The sequence below is a fragment of the Streptomyces sp. NPDC033216 genome, from assembly GCF_055577115.1.
The window spans coordinates 241,877-258,732 of the sequence record NZ_JBVIQK010000004.1 but is presented as its reverse complement, the minus strand read 5'-3'; the positions used below and the strand labels follow the sequence as shown (position 1 = coordinate 258,732).

Genomic DNA, 16,856 nt, shown 5'->3' with positions numbered 1-16,856 from the left:
CTCGGCGCCCCACCCCCGGGCCGGCGGCAGGTGACGAGTCGCGCGGCGGCCCGGCCGTGCCGGACCTGCCGGGTGGCCGCATGCGCTCCCGAGGCAGGAGTCCCGGATCGGCGCGCCCACCCCGGCCCCGGCGACATCCCGCCCGCGCAGCTCGTGCCCGACCGGCCCACAAGTGGCGCGACCCGGTGCTGAAGGGCCACCGGGCGCGGCCGGACGGCCTGGTGCGTGCCGCGTCGGGTGACCGCGCCCGGTCCCGTAGCGTCCGCAGGGACCCCGCTCGACGTACCAGGAAGTGGACAACATGACCGACAAGCTGACCGTGACGGTGCTGGGCACCGGCATCATGGGTGCCGCGATGGCCCGCAACCTCGCCCGCGCCGGACACACCGTCCGCGCCTGGAACCGCACTCGCGCCAAGGCCGAGCCGCTGGCCGACGACGGCGTCACCCTCGCGGACAGCCCGGCCGGGGCCGTCCGTGACGCGGACGTCGTCCTGACCATGGTCCACGACGGCCACGCCGCTCTGGATGCCATGCGCGCGGCGGCCCCCGGACTGCCGGCCGGCGCCGCCTGGGTGCAGTCGACGACCGTCGGTGTCGACTCCGTCGAGGACCTGGCCGCCTTCGCCCGCGAGCAGGGCCTCGTGTTCTTCGACGCGCCCGTGCTGGGCACCCGCCAGCCCGCCGAGGCCGGTCAGCTGACCGTGCTGGCGGCGGGACCGGAAGCCCACCGCGCCGCCGTGCGTCCCGTCCTGGCCGCGGTGGGTGCCCGCACGGTGTGGACCGGCGAGGACGGTGCGGCCGGCAGCGCCACCCGGCTGAAGCTGGTCGCCAACAGCTGGGTGCTCGCGGCCACCGCCGCGGCGGGCGAGGTCCTGGCCCTGTCGAAGGCCCTCGACGTCGACCCGAACGACTTCTTCGAGCTGATCGCCGGCGGGCCGCTGGACATGGGCTACCTCCGCGCCAAGTCCGCCCTCGTACTCGAGGACCGGCTGACGCCCGCGCAGTTCGCCGTGGCGACCGCTGCCAAGGACGCCCGTCTGATCGTGGAGGCCGGAGCCAGGCGCGGCGTCCGCCTGGACGTGGCCGCCGCGAGCGCCGACCGCCTGGAACGCGCCGTCACACAGGGTCACGCCGACGAGGACATGGTCGCCGCCTATTTCGCCAGTTTCGAGGAACAGCCGCCCTCCTGACCGCCGCGCGCAGCGGTGCGCACCCACGTGACCACCCTTGACGCGGGGTACGCCGCCCACGCGCGCGATCACGCCACTTCCGGAGTGGTCCGCACGGATGTGACGGCATCCGCCCCGCCTCACCGTGGAGGAGGGGCACGATAGCTCCAGCCGCCCGCCGTTGCCGCCCGAGGCCGCCGAACCGCTGGGCCGCCACCCCCAACCGGACCGAATACGGCCCCGCGTCAACTCCGTACGGCGTCCGCTGCACCACCGCGCCACCGCCCTCGGCGCGGACGGGTCAGTTCGGCACGGGCCGGCGGTACGCTCCGCAACCGCTGGCGGGCAGCAGCGGGCTGCCGAAGAAGAGGTGGTCGTGCGCGTCGCACCCGCCCAACCGCTCGGCAGCCGCGTCCCCGAGGACGGTGCGCACGGAGATCACCACTGGCGGCCACCGGGCAGAGCGGAGCGCCCCGGCGCCGACAGGTGCAGCACCTGGAACAGGTCCCCGCCGGCCTTCGGCGCCCCGTGCTCCCACAGCGAGAAGTGCACGGTCTCCCACCGGCCGGTGTCGACGGCCGCCGCCGCGAGGACCGCCCCGTCCTGACGCGCCAGCCGAGCGGCCTCCTCCGCCGCCTCCCGCGCCACCTCGGCGTGCACCGCCCCGTCCGGCACCGGCGTACGGCGTCGTACGGCGAACAGGGCCGGCGAACCGGCGGCGACGCCCTCCTCGTAGGCCAGGCCCGTCCACTGCCGTACCGCCGGCCGCCCGAAGTCGTCGCTCAGGGCCTGGAAGGGTCCACCCCACAGGAAGGCGTTCATGCCCTCCGTGGTGTTCCACAGGTAGAACGGCGCGTACTGGCTGACCGGAGCGCCGTGCACGCCGCGCTCGCGCAGCAGGTAGGCCTTGATGCCCAGGCCCTCCCAGCCGTCGAGGAGGTGGCCGGCACGGGCCACGCGCGCGCGGACGATGCCCGTGTCGTAGTCGGCGGGCAGGGTCAGCTCGTACTGCATGGCGTGCATCCGGGCTCCTCAGGCGGTGGGGTGGTCGTGCGGGCGGAGCAGCGAGAGCAGGCCGCGCACGCCCGCGTCGAAGGCGGCGGGCGAGCCGGACGCGCGTGCGAGGACGTACCCGCCCTGCACGGTCGCGAGGACGGCCGCCGCGATCTCCTCGCCGTCCAGCGCGGGCGCGAACCGGCCCTGTTCCTTGCCCTCCTCGACGATCCGGGCGATGCGCTCACGGATCGCTTCGAGGGTCTCGCCGACCGGTGCGCGCAGCTCGTCGCTCGCCACCACGTCCGGGTCCATGGTCAGCCGGCCGACCGGGCAGCCGCGCAGCACGTCCCGCTCGCGGCGCAGATACGCCTCGATGCGCTCGTACGGGCTTCCGGGCCCGTCGAGTACTTCCTCGGCGGTAGCCCGCAGCTCCTCGGCCGTCCGCCGGATCGCCGCCAGGGCCAGGTCCGGCTTCCCCTGGAAGTGGTGGTACATGCTGCCCTGTCCGGCGCCGGCCCGCTCCAGGATCGCCTTGGGGCTGGTGCCCACGTATCCGCGCTCCCAGAGCAGGTCCCGGGTGGACTCGATCAGTCGCTCCGCAGTGCTCACCTCCTCACCGTACATACCAGTAGGTACAGAAGTCGAGCGCTGGGCCGACCACGCGGGGAGCAGCCCGCACGCACGCGTGTACTCCCCATGGGGTAGCCGCACCGCCGCTGCCCGTACGACGACCGGTCACCCTCCCGGCGGGAGTCTCGAAGCATCACCGGAACCGACCTGGGAGATGACCCGAGATGCACACCCTGGCGAACTGGGACGGGGGCCCCGGCCCGTGGATCCTGTTCTTCCCGCTGATCTGGGCCGCCGTCGTGATGGGCGCCGTGGCCCTCCTGCGCCGCACCGTGTGGCGCGGGCGCCGCGGCCCCGGGGCCGCCGACCCCCGCCCCGCCGGCGACTCACCGCTCGCGGTCCTCGGCCGCCGTTTCGCCTCAGGCGAGATCGACGAGGACGAGTACTGGCGCCGACTGTCCGTGCTGGACGAGCAGTTCGGCCGCAAGGGCGGTGCGTGATGGCGACGGCCACCACCACCCGCGTCGCCGCCCGGGTCGCCGACGCCGTGAAGGTGTACGGCACCGGCGACACCGCCGTGCGGGCCCTGGACGGGGTGAGCGTGGACTTCCCGGCGGGACGGTTCACCGCGATCATGGGCCCGTCGGGCTGCGGAAAATCCACCCTGATGCACTGCGCGGCCGGACTGGACACCCTCACCTCGGGCGCCGCGTACATCGGCGGGACCGAGCTGGGCGAACTCGACGACCGGCGCCTGACCCTGCTGCGCCGCGACCGGGTGGGTTTCGTCTTCCAGGCGTTCAACCTGGTGCCCACCCTGACCGTCGCCGAGAACATCCGGCTGCCGCTGGACCTGGCGGGCACGAGGGGTGAACCGGAGTGGCTCGACGCCCTCGTCGACGTCGTCGGCCTGCGCGACCGGTTGCACCACCGGCCCTCCGAGCTGTCCGGAGGTCAGCAGCAGCGCGTCGCCGTGGCACGGGCGTTCGCCGGCCGGCCCGATGTGGTGTTCGCCGACGAGCCGACGGGCAACCTCGACTCCCGCTCCGGGGGACAGGTGCTGGGCCTGCTCGCCCGCGCCGCCCGCGAGACGGACCGCACCGTCGTCATGGTCACCCACGACCCCGTGGCAGCCGCCCACGCCGACGAGGTCGTCTTCCTGGCGGACGGGCGGCTCGTCGACCGGATGGAGTCCCCTACCGCGGGCCGCGTACTGGACCGCATGAAAGCCTTCGAGGTGCCGTCATGAACACCTCCGGGACACACAGCGGCAGGCCCTCGGCGGGCGTCTCACGTCCACCACAACCCTCGCGCCCCCGCTCCGCCTCCCTCCGGCTGAGCGCCGCCTCCCTGCGCGCCCGTCAGCGCCGCTTCGCCGGAACCTTCCTCGCGGCCCTGCTCGGCGTGGCCTTCCTGGCCGGGACGCTCGTCATGGGCGACACCCTGCGCGCGAGCTTCGACTCCCTGTTCGGCAACGCCACCGCCGGCACCGACGCCGTCGTACGCGGCGTCGACACCATCACCACCCCCGGCGAGAGCCAGGGCGTGCGCCGGCCCGTCGACACGGCCTTGGTGACCACGGTCGAGACCGTCCCCGGCGTCGCGGCGGCGGCCCCCGGGATCCAGGGCGCCGGCCGGCTCGTCGGCCGGGACGGCGAGCCGATCGGCGGTCAGGGCCCGCCCACCCTCGCCGGCAACTGGATCGACGACCCCGACCTCAACCCGTACCGGCTGGCCGAGGGCCGCGCCCCGGCCCGGTCCGGCGAGGTCGTCGTCAACCGGGGCGCCGCCGAGAGGGGCGGCCTGCGCCTCGGCGACACCACCGTCCTGCGCACACCCGACCCGGTGCGCGTGACCGTCGTCGGCCTGGCGACCTTCGGTGGCGAGGACGGCATGGGCCAGGTGACCTTCACCGGCATGACCCGTGCCGACGCCGAGAAATACCTCACCGCCCGGCCCGGCCAGGCCGCGAGCATCGTCGTGCGCGCCGACCCTGGAGTGAGCGAGCGGGAACTCGTGGACCGCTTGACCCACGCCCTGCCCAGGGAAGTCGAGGTCATCACCGGCCAGGAGTCGGCGAGCGAGAACACGGACATGATCGCCAGTCAGTTCCTCACCCTGTTCACCACGTTCCTGCTGGTCTTCTCCGGAGTGGCCCTGCTCGTCGCGACCTTGTCCATCCACAACACCTTCGCCGTCGTCGTCGCCCAACGCGCCCGCGAGAACGCACTGTTGCGGGCCCTGGGCGCCTCCCGCCGCCAGGTCACCGCCGTCACCCTGACCGAGGCGGCCGTCGTCGCCGTCACCGCCTCCGCGGTGGGACTCGCCGGCGGCATCGGCGTGGCGGCCGGCCTTCAGGCGCTCTTCCCGGCCATCGGATTCCCCTTCCCCGAGGGCGACTTGGTGATCAGCGGGCTGTCCCTCGCCCTGCCGTTCGCGGTCGGCGTCGTGGTCTGCCTCGGCTCCGCGCTGCTGCCCGCCGTACGCGCCGGACGCACCGCCCCGCTGGCCGCGCTGCGCGAGACGGCCGTCGACACCTCGGGCGCCTCCAGGCCGCGTGCGGTCACCGGCACCGGTCTGCTCGCCCTGGCCGTCGCGGTCACCCTGACCGGCGTCCTGGTCTCCCCGTCCGTGTGGCTGGCGGGCTCCGGCGCGGTCCTCGCCCTGGTGTCCTTCGTCGTCCTCGGCCCGGTCGCCTCCACCACCGCCGTACGCGTCCTCGGCAGCCCGCTCGGCCGGCTGCGCGGCGTCACCGGCGCCCTCGCCCGGCGCAACGCCCTGCGCAGCCCGCAACGGACCGCCGCCACCGCGAGCGCCCTGATGATCGGCGTGGCCGTGGTCTGCCTGTTCACCGTGTTCGGGGCCTCGCTCAAGGCCACCATGGACCAGACGGTCTCGCGGTCCTTCGCCGGAGACGTCGTCGTCAGCACACCGTCCTTCGGCGCGGGCGGCAGCGGGCTGAGCCCGCGGCTCGCCCCGGCCGTCGCCGAACTGCCCGAGGTCGACACCGCCGTCGGACTCGGCCGGGGCGTGGCCGAGGTCGACGGCAGGGGACGCGCGCTGACCGTCACCGACCCCGCCGCCCTGGCACGCTCCTTCGACCTCGGCACCGTCCAGGGAAACCTGCGCGGCCTCGGCGCGGACGGCATCGCGATCACGCGAGGGGAGGCCGACCGCCAGGGACTCGCCCCCGGTGACACGGCCCGCCTCACCTTCACCGACGGCAGCACCGAGCCGTTCACGGTCCGTGCCGTCTACGGGCGGTCCGAACTCGTCGGCGACTACGTCATCACCCGCGCCGCCTGGGCCCCGCACCGCACCCAGGACGCCGACACGCTGGTCGCCGTCACCTTCGCCGACGGGGTGGCCGCGGACACCGGCGAGGCCGCGGTGGAGAAGGTCGCCGCGCGGTACGGCAACCCCGACGTGCAGACTCGTGACGAGTACGCGCGGTCCTCGGCCGGGGGCATCGACATGATGCTCACCCTGGTCTACGCCCTGCTCGCCCTCGCGGTACTCATCGCCCTGCTCGGCATCGCCAACACCCTCACCCTCGCCGTCCACGAACGCACCCGTGAACTGGGTCTGCTGCGTGCCGTCGGCCAGACCCGGTCCCAACTGCGGGCCATGGTCCGCTGGGAGTCGGTTCTGGTCGCCGCGTTCGGCACCGCGAGCGGCCTGCTGCTCGGCACCTTCCTCGGCTGGGTCCTCGTCCGGGCCTCGGACGGGGTGAGCGACAGCGTGTTCGCCTTCGCGTTGCCGCCCGCGCAGCTCGCCGTGGTGGCCCTGGTGGGCCTTGCCGCGGGCGCCCTGGCAGGCGTGCGCCCGGCGCGGCGCGCGGCACGCCTGGACGTGCTGCGGGCCATCGCGGCGGAGTGATCCCGGCGGCGAAGGGTGCCGCCGAGTGCCCCGCCCGCGCACACGACCCCGCCGTACGCGCGGATCACCACTGGGTGACGCCACCGTACGGCGGGGGATCACCGCCCGGTCAGCCGACGACGGCAGACCGGGCGGGGGCGTGTGCGGGACCGGATTCCCGGTCAGCCGACGACGGCCGACCGGGCGGGGGTGTGTGCGGGGCCGAGGTCGTCGACCGTGACGACCTCCGCCAGCAGCCGGTCGGTGACCAGCCGGCGCGGAGGCCGCGCAGACCGCTCAGGTGCCGCGACCGGCGCCGGAAGCGTGAACCAGACGACCTTGCCGGACTCGCCGTCCGGCCGGGCGCCCCAGTCCTCGCTGACCGCGGCCACCAGGGCGAGCCCGCGCCCGCAGGTGGCGAACGAGTCGACCACCTCGATGCCGCCGACGACCGGAAGCCGGGGGTCGTGGTCGCGCACGGAGACCGTGAGCCGGTCGAGCAGCAGCTCCATCGCCACCGTGCACGTCTTGTCGGGCTGGGCGTGCAGATGGACGTTGGTCAACAGCTCGGTCACGCCGAGCGCCGCCCGGTCTATGAGGGGATCGAGATGCCAGTAGCGCAGCTGCGCCGATACGATTCTGCGGACCTGGCCGATCCGCGACGGCAGGGCCTGGAGCTCTACCGTGCAATGCCTGCTTGGGTTGCTGATCACGGCTGCGACTCCCCGACGTGAGGTCCGGAAGAACACGGAGTTCGGATCGATCGGAGCAGTGCGTCTGCGCTAGGGCGGCCGCCTGCTGTCGTGGCCGGCGGGCTGGTTCGCAGCGTTATCGCCGGTAAACCCAGAGTGACGTGGGACCAGCGTGGCGCACGGGGCGGGAGAGCGCAACTCACCGTGGCGGTGCGGCCACAGCGGGTCCGCTCGGCGGCCGCTCGCCCCGCGGCCTTCAGTCCTTGCGCCCCGCCGCCCTGCGCACGGCCTCGATGAACCGGCGCGCCGCGGGTGGCCCCGGCTCACCGGGGGCCGGATCGTGGTCCCCCAGGGTCAGCAGGTACCGGTTGCCGTTGAGGTCTGCCAGCGCCCGGCCCTCCGGGGCGAACCATGGCCGGGAGGCACGTACCGCCTGCACCGGCGCGCTGTCGATCTCGCTGCCGTAGCTGGTGAGCAACTCCAGCCTGCCGTCGTTGATCCGGACCTGTCCGGCCCGGGTGAGCGAGCGCAGTCGCTTCCCGATCCGCACGCCCGTCGCCCTGAACTCCGGCTCAGCCATGCCCGCCCCCTTGCGCGTGGGTGTGCCGGCCCGTGCTCCTGAGCGGGCCGGTAACCACTTCGTGTCCTGATCCAGTGTGCGTCCCCGGGCGGGACCTCCGCCCCGCCGGGTGCAGTCTGCCCGCGCGGGGCGTCGAGCACCAGTGCGCACGGCACGCGGTCCGGGCGCGCCCCGGAGCACTCGCGCCAACGCGCCCCCTGGGCGGCGCGCCCGGCGGCGCACCCGGCACCCACGCGATCGCGCCCTCGGACGGCGCCCTCGGACGGCGCACCCGGCACGCACGCGAATGCGCCCCCTGAGCGGACCCGTCGTCCCCAGGTCCGCCTTTGGGGCTCCCAAAGATGCGTTTATGCAGGTGAGGAGCGTGTGCAAGGTGTCTATGATCGAAGCGTCGGCCGCGTGAGACGCGGTCGGCGCCCCGCACGAAGGAGCCCGCCGTGACCACCTCCCAGCAAGCCCGGACCGGCGCGACTCTCGACGTCGACCGCAGCGACACGGCCTACCGCCGCTGGCTGAAAGAAGCCGTCCGCAAGGTCCAGGCCGACGCCAACCGCTCAGCCGACACCCACCTGCTGCGGTTCCCGCTGCCGGAACGGTGGGGCATCGATCTCTATCTGAAGGACGAGTCGACCCACCCCACGGGCAGCCTCAAGCACCGCCTCGCCCGCTCCCTCTTCCTCTACGCCCTGTGCAACGGCTGGATCAGACCGGACCGCCCGGTGATCGAGGCGTCCAGCGGTTCGACGGCCGTCTCCGAGGCCTACTTCGCGAAGCTGATCGGCGTGCCCTTCATCGCCGTCATGCCCCGCACGACGAGCGCCGAGAAGATCCGCCTGATCCAGTTCCACGGCGGACAGTGTCACTTCGTGGACGACTCACGGAAGATGTACGAGGAGTCCGCCCGCCTCGCGGCCGACACCGGCGGCCACTACATGGACCAGTTCACCTACGCCGAGCGGGCCACGGACTGGCGGGGCAACAACAACATCGCCGAGTCCATCTTCCGCCAGCTGGCGTTCGAGCGGTTCCCGGAACCCGCGTGGATCGTCGCCACGGCCGGCACCGGCGGTACCTCCGCGACCCTCGCCCGGTACGTCCACTACACGCAGCACGACACCCGCATCTGCGTCGCCGACCCCGAGAACTCCTGTTTCTTCGAGGGCTGGACCACCGGCGATCCAGACGTCACCTGCGACTGCGGCTCACGCATCGAGGGCATCGGGCGGCCCCGCATGGAGCCGAGCTTCGTGCCCGGCGCCGTCGACCGGATGATGAAGGTCCCGGACGCCGCCAGCGTCGCCGCCGTCCGCGCCCTGGAGCGCGCCATCGGGCGCAAGGCGGGAGGTTCGACGGGCACCGGCCTGTGGAGCGCGCTGAAGATCGTCGCCGAGATGGTGGCCGAGGGCCGGCAGGGGAGTGTGGTCACCCTGCTGTGCGACCCGGGCGACCGCTATCTCGACAAGTACTACTCCGACGCATGGCTCGCCGAACAGGGCCTGGACATCGACCCGTACAGCGCGGCGATCGACTCCCTGCTGGCGACCGGGGTGTGGACGCACTGAGGGGGCGCGTCGGCGTCCGCTGCCCACCACCGCTGCTCACGCCCGCTCGGCGATGCGCCGGTCCAGCCGGGTCACCGCGCCCCGGAAGCTCCGCCCCAGCCCCGACCGGGCCGGCCGCAGCACTCCCCGGAAGGCCGCCGTTCCGTCCGCGGCGAACGTCCATCGCACCCGCGTCCCCGAACCCGACGGCGCCAGCCGCCACTCCTCCACCAGGGCCCGTGCCCCCGGCACGTTGGTGACGTCGACCCGGTACGCGTACACCTCAGGTTCCCTCGCCACGAGGACGGTCTCGCCGAACCGTGCCCCGCCCCTGAGCCGTACGTCGCGGCCCGTACCGCCGTCGACCGGCCGCGCGGACGCCACCGCGGGGAACCACGCGGCCCACCCGGCCACGTCCTCGGCCAGCGCGTGGAAGACCTGCTCGGGCGCGGCGCAGACCTGCTCGGCGAACACGAGCCGTACCGGCGCGGTCGCGAGGAAGTCGAGTCCTTCGGGACGCAGACGGTGAGCCATGCCGGCAACTCCTCAGCATCGAGGAAACGGGGGCGCCACCCTAACCGGCGTCCCGTCAGATGTCTGCACTCGCGGCGGCCTCACCGGCGACGACGAGCCGCCGCAGCTGCTCGGAGATCTCCGAGCGGGCCGCGCCCGGCAGCCCGGCGTCCGTCACCAGCGTGTCGACCTGCTCCAGCGACGCGAAGGAACTCAGGCCCACCACACCCCACTTGGTGTGGTCGGCGACCACCACGACCCGGCGCGCCGACTGCACCAGTCGCCGGTTGGTCTCGGCCTCCGCCAGGTTCGGCGTCGACAGACCCGCCTCGGCCGATATCCCGTGCACGCCGAGGAACAGCACGTCGAAGTGGAGCGCCGCGATGGCCTGGTCGGCGACCGGCCCCACCAGCGAGTCGGACGGGGTCCGCACACCGCCGGTCAGCACGACCGTGGCCGCGCCCTGCCGGGGACCCGAGGTCCGCTGCGCCATGTGGAAGACGTCGGCCACCCGCACCGAGTTGGTCACCACCGTCAGATCCGGCACGTCCACCAGATGATGGGCCAGCGCGTACGTCGTCGTCCCGCCCGACAGGGCGATCGCGCTGCCCGGCGTGACCAGCTGCGCCGCGGCCCGCGCGATGTCCTCCTTGGCACTCAGCTCCAAGCCCGACTTGGCCTCGAAACCGGGCTCGTGAGTGCTCGCCTCCACGATCGGCACCGCACCGCCGTGCACCTTCTCCAGGACACCCTGACGGGACAGCGCGTCGAGGTCGCGGCGCACCGTCATGTCCGACACGCCGAGCTTGCGAGTCAGCTCGTTGACCCGGACACCACCCCGGCGCCGGACCTCGTCCAGGATCAGTGCGCGCCGCTGCTCCGCGAGGAGGTTCTGATTCTCACTCACGTACGCTCCGGTCCTCTCGACTCAAGCCGGTCCACTCCGTCCGACACGCCCGCGCACCTGCCACGACATGGACATCCTGCCGGTCGGCGGCGGCACGGGCGTCCCATCCTCGCACGGGCCGACACCGGCTGCCCCACCACCCACCCGTCGCGCGCACGTCACACCGACGACCCTCCACGGTCCCGTTCCTCACACGGAACGGCGGAGATTCGGTGACAACCGGTGTGCACCCATCACGCAGCGGCCATCCTTGTGCCGCACGCACACGGAGCGACGGCGCGTCACGGGGGAAGTGCGAGAACAGTGGAACGTGCGCAGGAACGAGCCTCGACCGACTCGGCGGCCGCAGCCGCCCTGGAACTCCTGGTCCACGGCGTGGGCGGAGCCACGCCCGAGAAGATGCTGAACGATCCGCGCACGGTGCGGATCACGGGCGACGACACGGCCGCCGTATACCGGCGCGAGGACGACGTGGACGCCGAGGACGGCGAGGCCGCGGCGACCGGGGGACCGCGGGACCGGCCGGTCCCCGAGGCCTACGTCTGGTCCAACCTCACCTCCGGCAACGGCACCCGCGCCCTGTGGCTCCTGCTGCTGCCGTTCATGGTCGTCAACCTCGCCCACTGGATGCGCCCCGCCGCCCGGGAACGCACCCGCGCGGTCCGCCTGTACGGGCTGCTGGTGCGGCTCACGGGTCTGACCCTGACGGTCCTGTTCGTCGCCGCCGCCTGCGAGGTCGCCCTGGACCTGACGGCCTGGCAGTGCGCGGGCACGCGCGCGTGCGCCGAACGGCACTCGTGGCTGGGCTTCCTGTCACCGGCGGTGTCCGACGGCGGCTGGTGGAGCCTGCCCGGCCGCCGCCTCGCCCTCGCGGCGGCGGTCCCGACCGCCCTCACCGCCCTGCTCTGGTACCTGTCCCACCGCACCTGGCGGGCGTACGAGTCCCAGGAGCCGCCGAACGACAGGACGGAGCCGGAGGAGACGCTCGGTCACACCGCCCTCGGCCGACCCGGCTTCTGGTACGGGAGGCGCCTGGTCGCCCGGCTGCGCGCGGCCCACACCGCGGCGGGCCTGCTCACGGTGGCCGCGGCCGTCGGCACCGCCGCCGCGCGCCGGGACCACGCGCCCGGCGGTCCCGCCCTGCTCGACGCCCTCGGCCGGCTCCTGGAGGTCGCCCTGGCCACCGGTGCGCTCGCCACGATCTGGGTGGTGTGCCGCCGGGGCCGCAGCGAGCACCGTCTGGACCACCGCCTCGACGCCCACCTCGTACGGCGCCTGCCGCTGGCCGCCCTCGCCCTGCTCCTCCTGACCCTCGTGTACGCGGGGTGGGAGCGTCCCGGGTGGCGGTCGGCCGGCCGGCTTCCGGGCGACATGACCTTCGGCGCGATCGCCGTCCTGCAAGGGGCGCTGGTGATCGCCCTCGCCGCCGTCGCCTCGGCCCTGTACCGCGGGGCCGGGAACGATCCGCAAGGGCGTGCCGCCCTGCACGGCCTGGGCGGCCCCACCGTCGCGATGCTCGCCTGCGCCCTCGGCTCGGTGATGTCGGGCGGGGTCTCCCAGCGCGTCTCGGACTGGCTGGACGGCACCGGCACCTTCCTCGCCGGACCGCCGGTGCTGCTGACCTGGCAGGCGTCCGTGATCCCGGCCCTGCTGCTCGCGCTGCTCCTGCTGGGCGGGCTGCTCGCCCGTGGAGCCCTGCGGCTGGCCCGCGCCGAACGGCTCGCGGTGGCCCGTGAGTACGGCGTCGACCCCGGCGACCCGGCCCGCACGCAGCGCATCGCCCGCGCCCGCGCCATGGCCACGCTCACCGACCGGGCCCCGCTCCTCGTCGGGGTCACCTCCACCGCGACCCTGCTGCTCGGCGCCGGCGCGCTCGTCGGCGCCTTCGCCACCGGCAGGACCCCCGACCGGGCCGCCGAGGACGCCCACCCCTTCGTGCACGGCGCGGCTCAGACCGGTCAGGCACTCGGCTCCTGGCTGATCGGGTTCGGCTTCATACTCTTCGTCACCTGGGGCCGACGCGCCTACAAGGACGCCTCCGCGCGGCGCACCATCGGCATCCTCTGGGACGTCGGCACCTTCTGGCCGCGCGCCGCACACCCCTTCTCCCCGCCCTGCTACGCCGAGCGCGCGGTGCCCGACCTGACCTGGCGCATGGCCACCTGGACCCGCGCCACCGGCGGACGCCTGGTGATCTCCGGCCACTCCCAGGGCAGCGTCCTCGCGGCCGCCGCGGCCTGGCAACTGAGCCCCGCCGACCGAGGCCGCGTGGCCCTCCTCACCTACGGCTCCCCGATCGAACGCCTCTACGGCCGCTGGTTCCCCGCCCACTTCGGCCCGGCCGCGCTGAACGCCCTGCACGAGGACATCGACTGCTGGCGCAACCTGCACCGCCCCACCGACCCCATCGGCGGCCCGGTGCACCTGGCCGGCGACGACTGCGGCCCCCAGGTCGACCGAGCCCCCCTCGCCGACCCCCTGGCCTACGGCCGCACCGGCGCCCACCCCCTGCCCTCACCGATCCTGGGGCACTCCGACTACCAGGCGGACCCGGCCTTCGCGGAGGAACGCGAACGTCTGCTGTCCCGCCTGCACCGGGAGGTCCCGGCGCAGCGCGCGCAGGCCCCGGCGGACGGCTAGGGCAGCTCCGGCAGGTCCTCCGCGTACAGGAGGGTCAGGTCGTCCGTGCTCGGGTCCGCAACGTGCGCGACGCGGCTCGCGTGCCGTTCCACCATCGCCTCGAAGGTCTGGCGGGCGGTGCGGCCGTTGCCGAAGGCGGCGCCCTTGGGGATCTCCGTGAAGTACTTCTGGAGGGCCTCCGCGGCGCCCGGGGCGAGCCGGTACTCGTGCTCCTCGGCCTGCTGCTCGACGATCCGCAGCAGTTCGTCGGGGCCGTAGTCGCCGAAGGTGATGGTCCGGGAGAAACGCGACGCCACACCGGGGTTGACCGACAGGAACCGCTCCATCTCGGCCGTGTACCCGGCGACGATCACCACCACGGCGTCCCGGTGGTCCTCCATCAGTTTCACGAGCGTGTCGATGGCCTCCTTGCCGAAGTCGCGCCCGGCGTCCTCCGGGGAGAGCGCGTACGCCTCGTCGATGAACAGCACACCGCCGCGCGCCCGCTCGAACGCCTCCTGGGTGCGGATCGCGGTGGAGCCGATGTGCTCGCCGACCAGGTCGACGCGCGACACCTCGACGAGATGGCCCTTCTCCAGGACGTGCAGCGCGGCGAGGATCTCGCCGTAGAGACGCGCGACCGTCGTCTTGCCGGTGCCGGGGGAGCCGGTGAAGACCAGATGCCGCTTCACCGAGGCCGCTTTCAGACCGGCCTGCTGCCGGCGCCGGCCCACCTCGATCATGTCCGTCAGCGCCCGCACCTCGCGCTTGACGCTCTCCAGGCCCACCAGGGCGTCCAGTTCGCCCATCACGTCCTCGGAGGTCCGCACCCGCTGGTCGGGCTCGGCCGGGACCGGTCGCGGCTGCGGCCCGGCGACACGCTGCTCGGGGAGTGCGCCGAGGAGCCCCGGCGAAGCGGGCGCCGATTCCACGGCGGTCTCCCGTGCGCCCGGTGTCGGCACGCCGGCGCTCTCGTCGCTCGTGCAGTCCTCGACCACGGGACCGGAACCGGCCGTGGCGTCCGCGCCGGCCTCCGCGAACTCGTACCCGCGCCGCGCGCAGCGCTCGGTCCGGCACCTGCGCAGCGTCGTACGGCAGCCGTCTATCACGTGGAAGCCGTAGCCGCCGCTGTTGGTGACCCGGCAGTTCAGGAAGCTGCCGCGGCCACCGGCCGACACGTAGAACCCGGCCTCGGCGGGGGAGTCGACGGTGCAGCGCTCCACCGTGGGGTCGGCGCCCTTGGTGACGATCACACCGGTCTGGGTGGCGTCCACGGTGCAGTTGTCGAGGGTGCCGCCGCTGCCGTGGTCGCGGAACCAGGCGCCGGTCGCCGCGTCCCGGATCCGGCAGTCGTCGAGCTGGGCGGTCGCGCCGTCGCTCACCGACACGGCCGTGTTGCGCACCTGGAAGAGGTCGCTGTCGACGACGTCCGCGCGCGAGCCGCGGTCGAGGACGAACAGGGCGTCCGGTACGTCGTGCACCTGGCAGGAGTCGAGGACGACGGTGGCGCCGTCACTGACCCAGACGGCCGGGTAGTCGCCGGTGCTGTCGAAGATCTCGCACTGGTTGGCGTCGACGCGGGTGCCCGGGTCCCACACCGACAGGCCGTTGCGCCCGAACTGACGCACCGTCGTGCGCGTCAGCGTCAGCACGGAGCGCGAGCGCAGATCGACCGCGTTCTCCGGGATGTCGTGGATGCGGCAGTCGGCCAGGGTCAGCACGGCGTCCGTGTCGAGCGTGACTCCGTCGGCGGTGGTGCGGTGCACATCGCAGTCGGTGAGGTGCGCGGTGGCGCGGGCGGTGATCTGCACGCCGCTGCCCCGGACCTCGTAGATCTCACATCCCACCGCTTCGAGCGCGGAGTTGTCGCCGGTCGCGCTCAGGCCGGCCCCGGAGGCGTGGTGCACCCGACAGCGCTCCAGGCGCGGGTGGCCGCCCCCGCGCACGGCGACGCCCGCCTGCCCGGCCGCCACGACCTCGCACTCCTCGAAGACGCCGCCGCCGCCGTCGACCACGGCGATGCCGATGCCGGCCGGGTTGTCGACCGTGCACCGCCGCACCGTGGGACGCGCGCCGCCGCGCACCTCGACACCGGCCGCGGACCGCGTCACGATCCGCAGGTCCAGCAGTTCCGGAGTGCCCTCCTCGACGAGCACCGCGGGCGCCGCCGCGTCCTGGCCCTCCACGTGCAGGTCCTGCACCACGGCCGACGCCCGCACGGTCAACGGCACGCCGTCCAGGGGCGCGATGCGCACCGAACCGGGGGAGCCCTCGGGGCCGCGCAGGGTCACCGCACGGTGCACGACGAGGTTCTCCCGGTACGTGCCGGGAGCGATGGTGAGGACGTCGCCCTCGGCCGCGGCCTCCAGAGCGGCGGCGAGCGACGCGTACTCACCCGTGCGGCGCCGCCACCTCGATGTACCGGTGTGCGTCACCTGGACCGTGCCCTGTGCCATGGCGTTGCTGTGCCCCCACCTCGGTCTTGCTGATCACTCGGTCGTCTGGGGCGCTCCAACCGTGTCGCGCCCCTGCGGCTCCCTCGCGCGCGGGTCGATAGCCGCATGCTCGGCCGGTCCACCGTAGCGTGCGCGCGGGTGGTGGGTTGACCAGAGGCGGAAGGCTGTCAGCTGCCGGTGCCGGTGCGCCCCCAGTCCGGGCCCGCGCGCTCCCATGCCTGGTCCCAACGGGCGTACCGGCGGCGGACCATGCGCCGCAGGAGGAGTCTTCGGACGCCTTCGACGAGGCCCGCGGCGAGCAGGGCCGTGCCGATTCCGGCGAGGACGGCGTGGGTGGTCGCGGTGGCGGAGTCCATGGGGCGGCCCACCGGACGGCCGTGCGTGTCCGTCCACAGCGGGAAGCGGTCGCCGCGGTGGGGCGCCCTGAGGCCGGTGAGGACGGCACCCTGGCGCGCGGTGCCGTCGGGAGCGGTCCAGCCGGCGACGACGCAGGTGCGGCTGTCCCGCCCGGAGGCGTCCTCGGGGTCCCTCCCCAGCGGTGAACCCTCCGGCCCGCGCACCACGGTGGCCGTGACCTGGTGGCGGGAGAGGCGCTGGTCGCGGACGGCCTGCTGCAACGAGTCCTGCGCGACGGCGCCGACGAGGGAACCGACGACGGGTGCCCCGAGGACGATCACCAGCAGGACCGTCAGCGCCAGCCAGGCCTCGACCAGATCCGTCGTACGGCGCAGCGGATTGCGCCTCCAGCGCCAGAGTCCACCGATCGCTCGCACCACCCGCACCCCCTTCCCGCTCCGTGATAACCCCCCGTGGAGGCGTTCACGCGCGGGTCCGGGCGAAGAGAGAGCGACATCACCTGCTGCCAGGGCCTCTCATGAACGTCTCACGCACGGCACAACGGCCGGAGGGCGGGCGGCGGTTCCCGCGCCACCGAGGTCGGGGCGTCCCGGCGG

General features: G+C 74.0%; 15 protein-coding genes. 6 read left to right on the top strand and 9 right to left on the bottom strand.

The features are described from left to right. The first annotated feature begins 301 nt into the window (after positions 1 to 301). Entirely contained in the window at positions 302 to 1,192 is an 891-nt protein-coding gene (locus ACZ5Y0_RS10615; RefSeq protein WP_469128258.1) for an NAD(P)-dependent oxidoreductase, read from the top strand. A gap of 280 nt (positions 1,193 to 1,472) precedes the next feature. Here ACZ5Y0_RS10615 and ACZ5Y0_RS10610 read toward each other — a convergent pair whose 3' ends face one another. The 3 genes from ACZ5Y0_RS10610 to ACZ5Y0_RS10600 are packed head-to-tail and all read right to left on the bottom strand — an operon-like array spanning position 1,473 to position 2,791. Then, complete coding sequence (locus ACZ5Y0_RS10610; protein WP_469128257.1) at positions 1,473 to 1,604, bottom strand: hypothetical protein; 132 nt, start codon at positions 1,602 to 1,604, stop codon at positions 1,473 to 1,475. Between the two features lie 5 nt (positions 1,605 to 1,609). Next, positions 1,610 to 2,194, bottom strand: coding sequence for a DUF4865 family protein (locus ACZ5Y0_RS10605; protein ID WP_469128256.1), 585 nt, complete (start codon positions 2,192 to 2,194; stop codon positions 1,610 to 1,612). Positions 2,195 to 2,203: 9 nt separating this feature from the next. Further along, the gene (locus tag ACZ5Y0_RS10600; protein ID WP_469128255.1) at positions 2,204 to 2,791 is read right to left on the bottom strand and encodes a TetR/AcrR family transcriptional regulator; all 588 of its coding nucleotides are present in this window, start codon (positions 2,789 to 2,791) and stop codon (positions 2,204 to 2,206) included. Between the two features lie 170 nt (positions 2,792 to 2,961). On the opposite strand from ACZ5Y0_RS10600, the gene ACZ5Y0_RS10595 reads away from it, so the two are divergent. The 3 genes from ACZ5Y0_RS10595 to ACZ5Y0_RS10585 are packed head-to-tail and all read left to right on the top strand — an operon-like array spanning position 2,962 to position 6,616. After that, a complete protein-coding gene (locus tag ACZ5Y0_RS10595; protein WP_469128254.1) occupies positions 2,962 to 3,237 on the top strand; it encodes an SHOCT domain-containing protein in 276 nt (91 codons plus the stop codon). Further along, on the top strand, positions 3,237 to 3,986 hold the full coding sequence (locus tag ACZ5Y0_RS10590) for an ABC transporter ATP-binding protein (protein WP_469128253.1): 750 nt from the start codon (positions 3,237 to 3,239) through the stop codon (positions 3,984 to 3,986). The genes ACZ5Y0_RS10595 and ACZ5Y0_RS10590 overlap by 1 nt, the downstream gene beginning before the upstream one ends. After that, the gene (locus ACZ5Y0_RS10585) at positions 3,983 to 6,616 is read left to right on the top strand and encodes an ABC transporter permease (RefSeq protein ID WP_469128252.1); all 2,634 of its coding nucleotides are present in this window, start codon (positions 3,983 to 3,985) and stop codon (positions 6,614 to 6,616) included. The genes ACZ5Y0_RS10590 and ACZ5Y0_RS10585 overlap by 4 nt, the downstream gene beginning before the upstream one ends. A 161-nt stretch (positions 6,617 to 6,777) precedes the next feature. Here the strand turns inward: ACZ5Y0_RS10585 and ACZ5Y0_RS10580 are convergent, their stop codons facing one another. Then, a complete protein-coding gene (locus ACZ5Y0_RS10580) occupies positions 6,778 to 7,308 on the bottom strand; it encodes an ATP-binding protein (RefSeq protein ID WP_469128251.1) in 531 nt (176 codons plus the stop codon). A gap of 235 nt (positions 7,309 to 7,543) precedes the next feature. After that, a complete protein-coding gene (locus tag ACZ5Y0_RS10575) occupies positions 7,544 to 7,867 on the bottom strand; it encodes a hypothetical protein (protein ID WP_469128250.1) in 324 nt (107 codons plus the stop codon). A gap of 437 nt (positions 7,868 to 8,304) precedes the next feature. On the opposite strand from ACZ5Y0_RS10575, the gene cds1 reads away from it, so the two are divergent. After that, positions 8,305 to 9,429, top strand: coding sequence for an L-cysteine desulfhydrase Cds1 (gene cds1, locus ACZ5Y0_RS10570; RefSeq protein WP_469128249.1), 1,125 nt, complete (start codon positions 8,305 to 8,307; stop codon positions 9,427 to 9,429). Between the two features lie 36 nt (positions 9,430 to 9,465). Here the strand turns inward: cds1 and ACZ5Y0_RS10565 are convergent, their stop codons facing one another. Next, positions 9,466 to 9,942: an SRPBCC family protein gene (locus ACZ5Y0_RS10565; protein ID WP_469128248.1), complete on the bottom strand. Its 477-nt coding sequence runs from the start codon at positions 9,940 to 9,942 to the stop codon at positions 9,466 to 9,468. Positions 9,943 to 9,997: 55 nt separating this feature from the next. Continuing rightward, on the bottom strand, positions 9,998 to 10,828 hold the full coding sequence (locus ACZ5Y0_RS10560) for a DeoR/GlpR family DNA-binding transcription regulator (protein WP_469128247.1): 831 nt from the start codon (positions 10,826 to 10,828) through the stop codon (positions 9,998 to 10,000). Between the two features lie 303 nt (positions 10,829 to 11,131). Here ACZ5Y0_RS10560 and ACZ5Y0_RS10555 point away from each other — a divergent pair, with 303 nt between their 5' ends. Continuing rightward, complete coding sequence (locus ACZ5Y0_RS10555; protein ID WP_469128246.1) at positions 11,132 to 13,468, top strand: hypothetical protein; 2,337 nt, start codon at positions 11,132 to 11,134, stop codon at positions 13,466 to 13,468. Here ACZ5Y0_RS10555 and ACZ5Y0_RS10550 read toward each other — a convergent pair. Then, complete coding sequence (locus ACZ5Y0_RS10550; RefSeq protein WP_469128245.1) at positions 13,465 to 15,903, bottom strand: right-handed parallel beta-helix repeat-containing protein; 2,439 nt, start codon at positions 15,901 to 15,903, stop codon at positions 13,465 to 13,467. The two genes, ACZ5Y0_RS10555 and ACZ5Y0_RS10550, sit on opposite strands and share 4 nt — an antisense overlap. Before the next feature lie 167 nt (positions 15,904 to 16,070). Continuing rightward, on the bottom strand, positions 16,071 to 16,676 hold the full coding sequence (locus ACZ5Y0_RS10545; protein WP_469128475.1) for an Rv1733c family protein: 606 nt from the start codon (positions 16,674 to 16,676) through the stop codon (positions 16,071 to 16,073). Positions 16,677 to 16,856 lie beyond the last annotated feature (180 nt).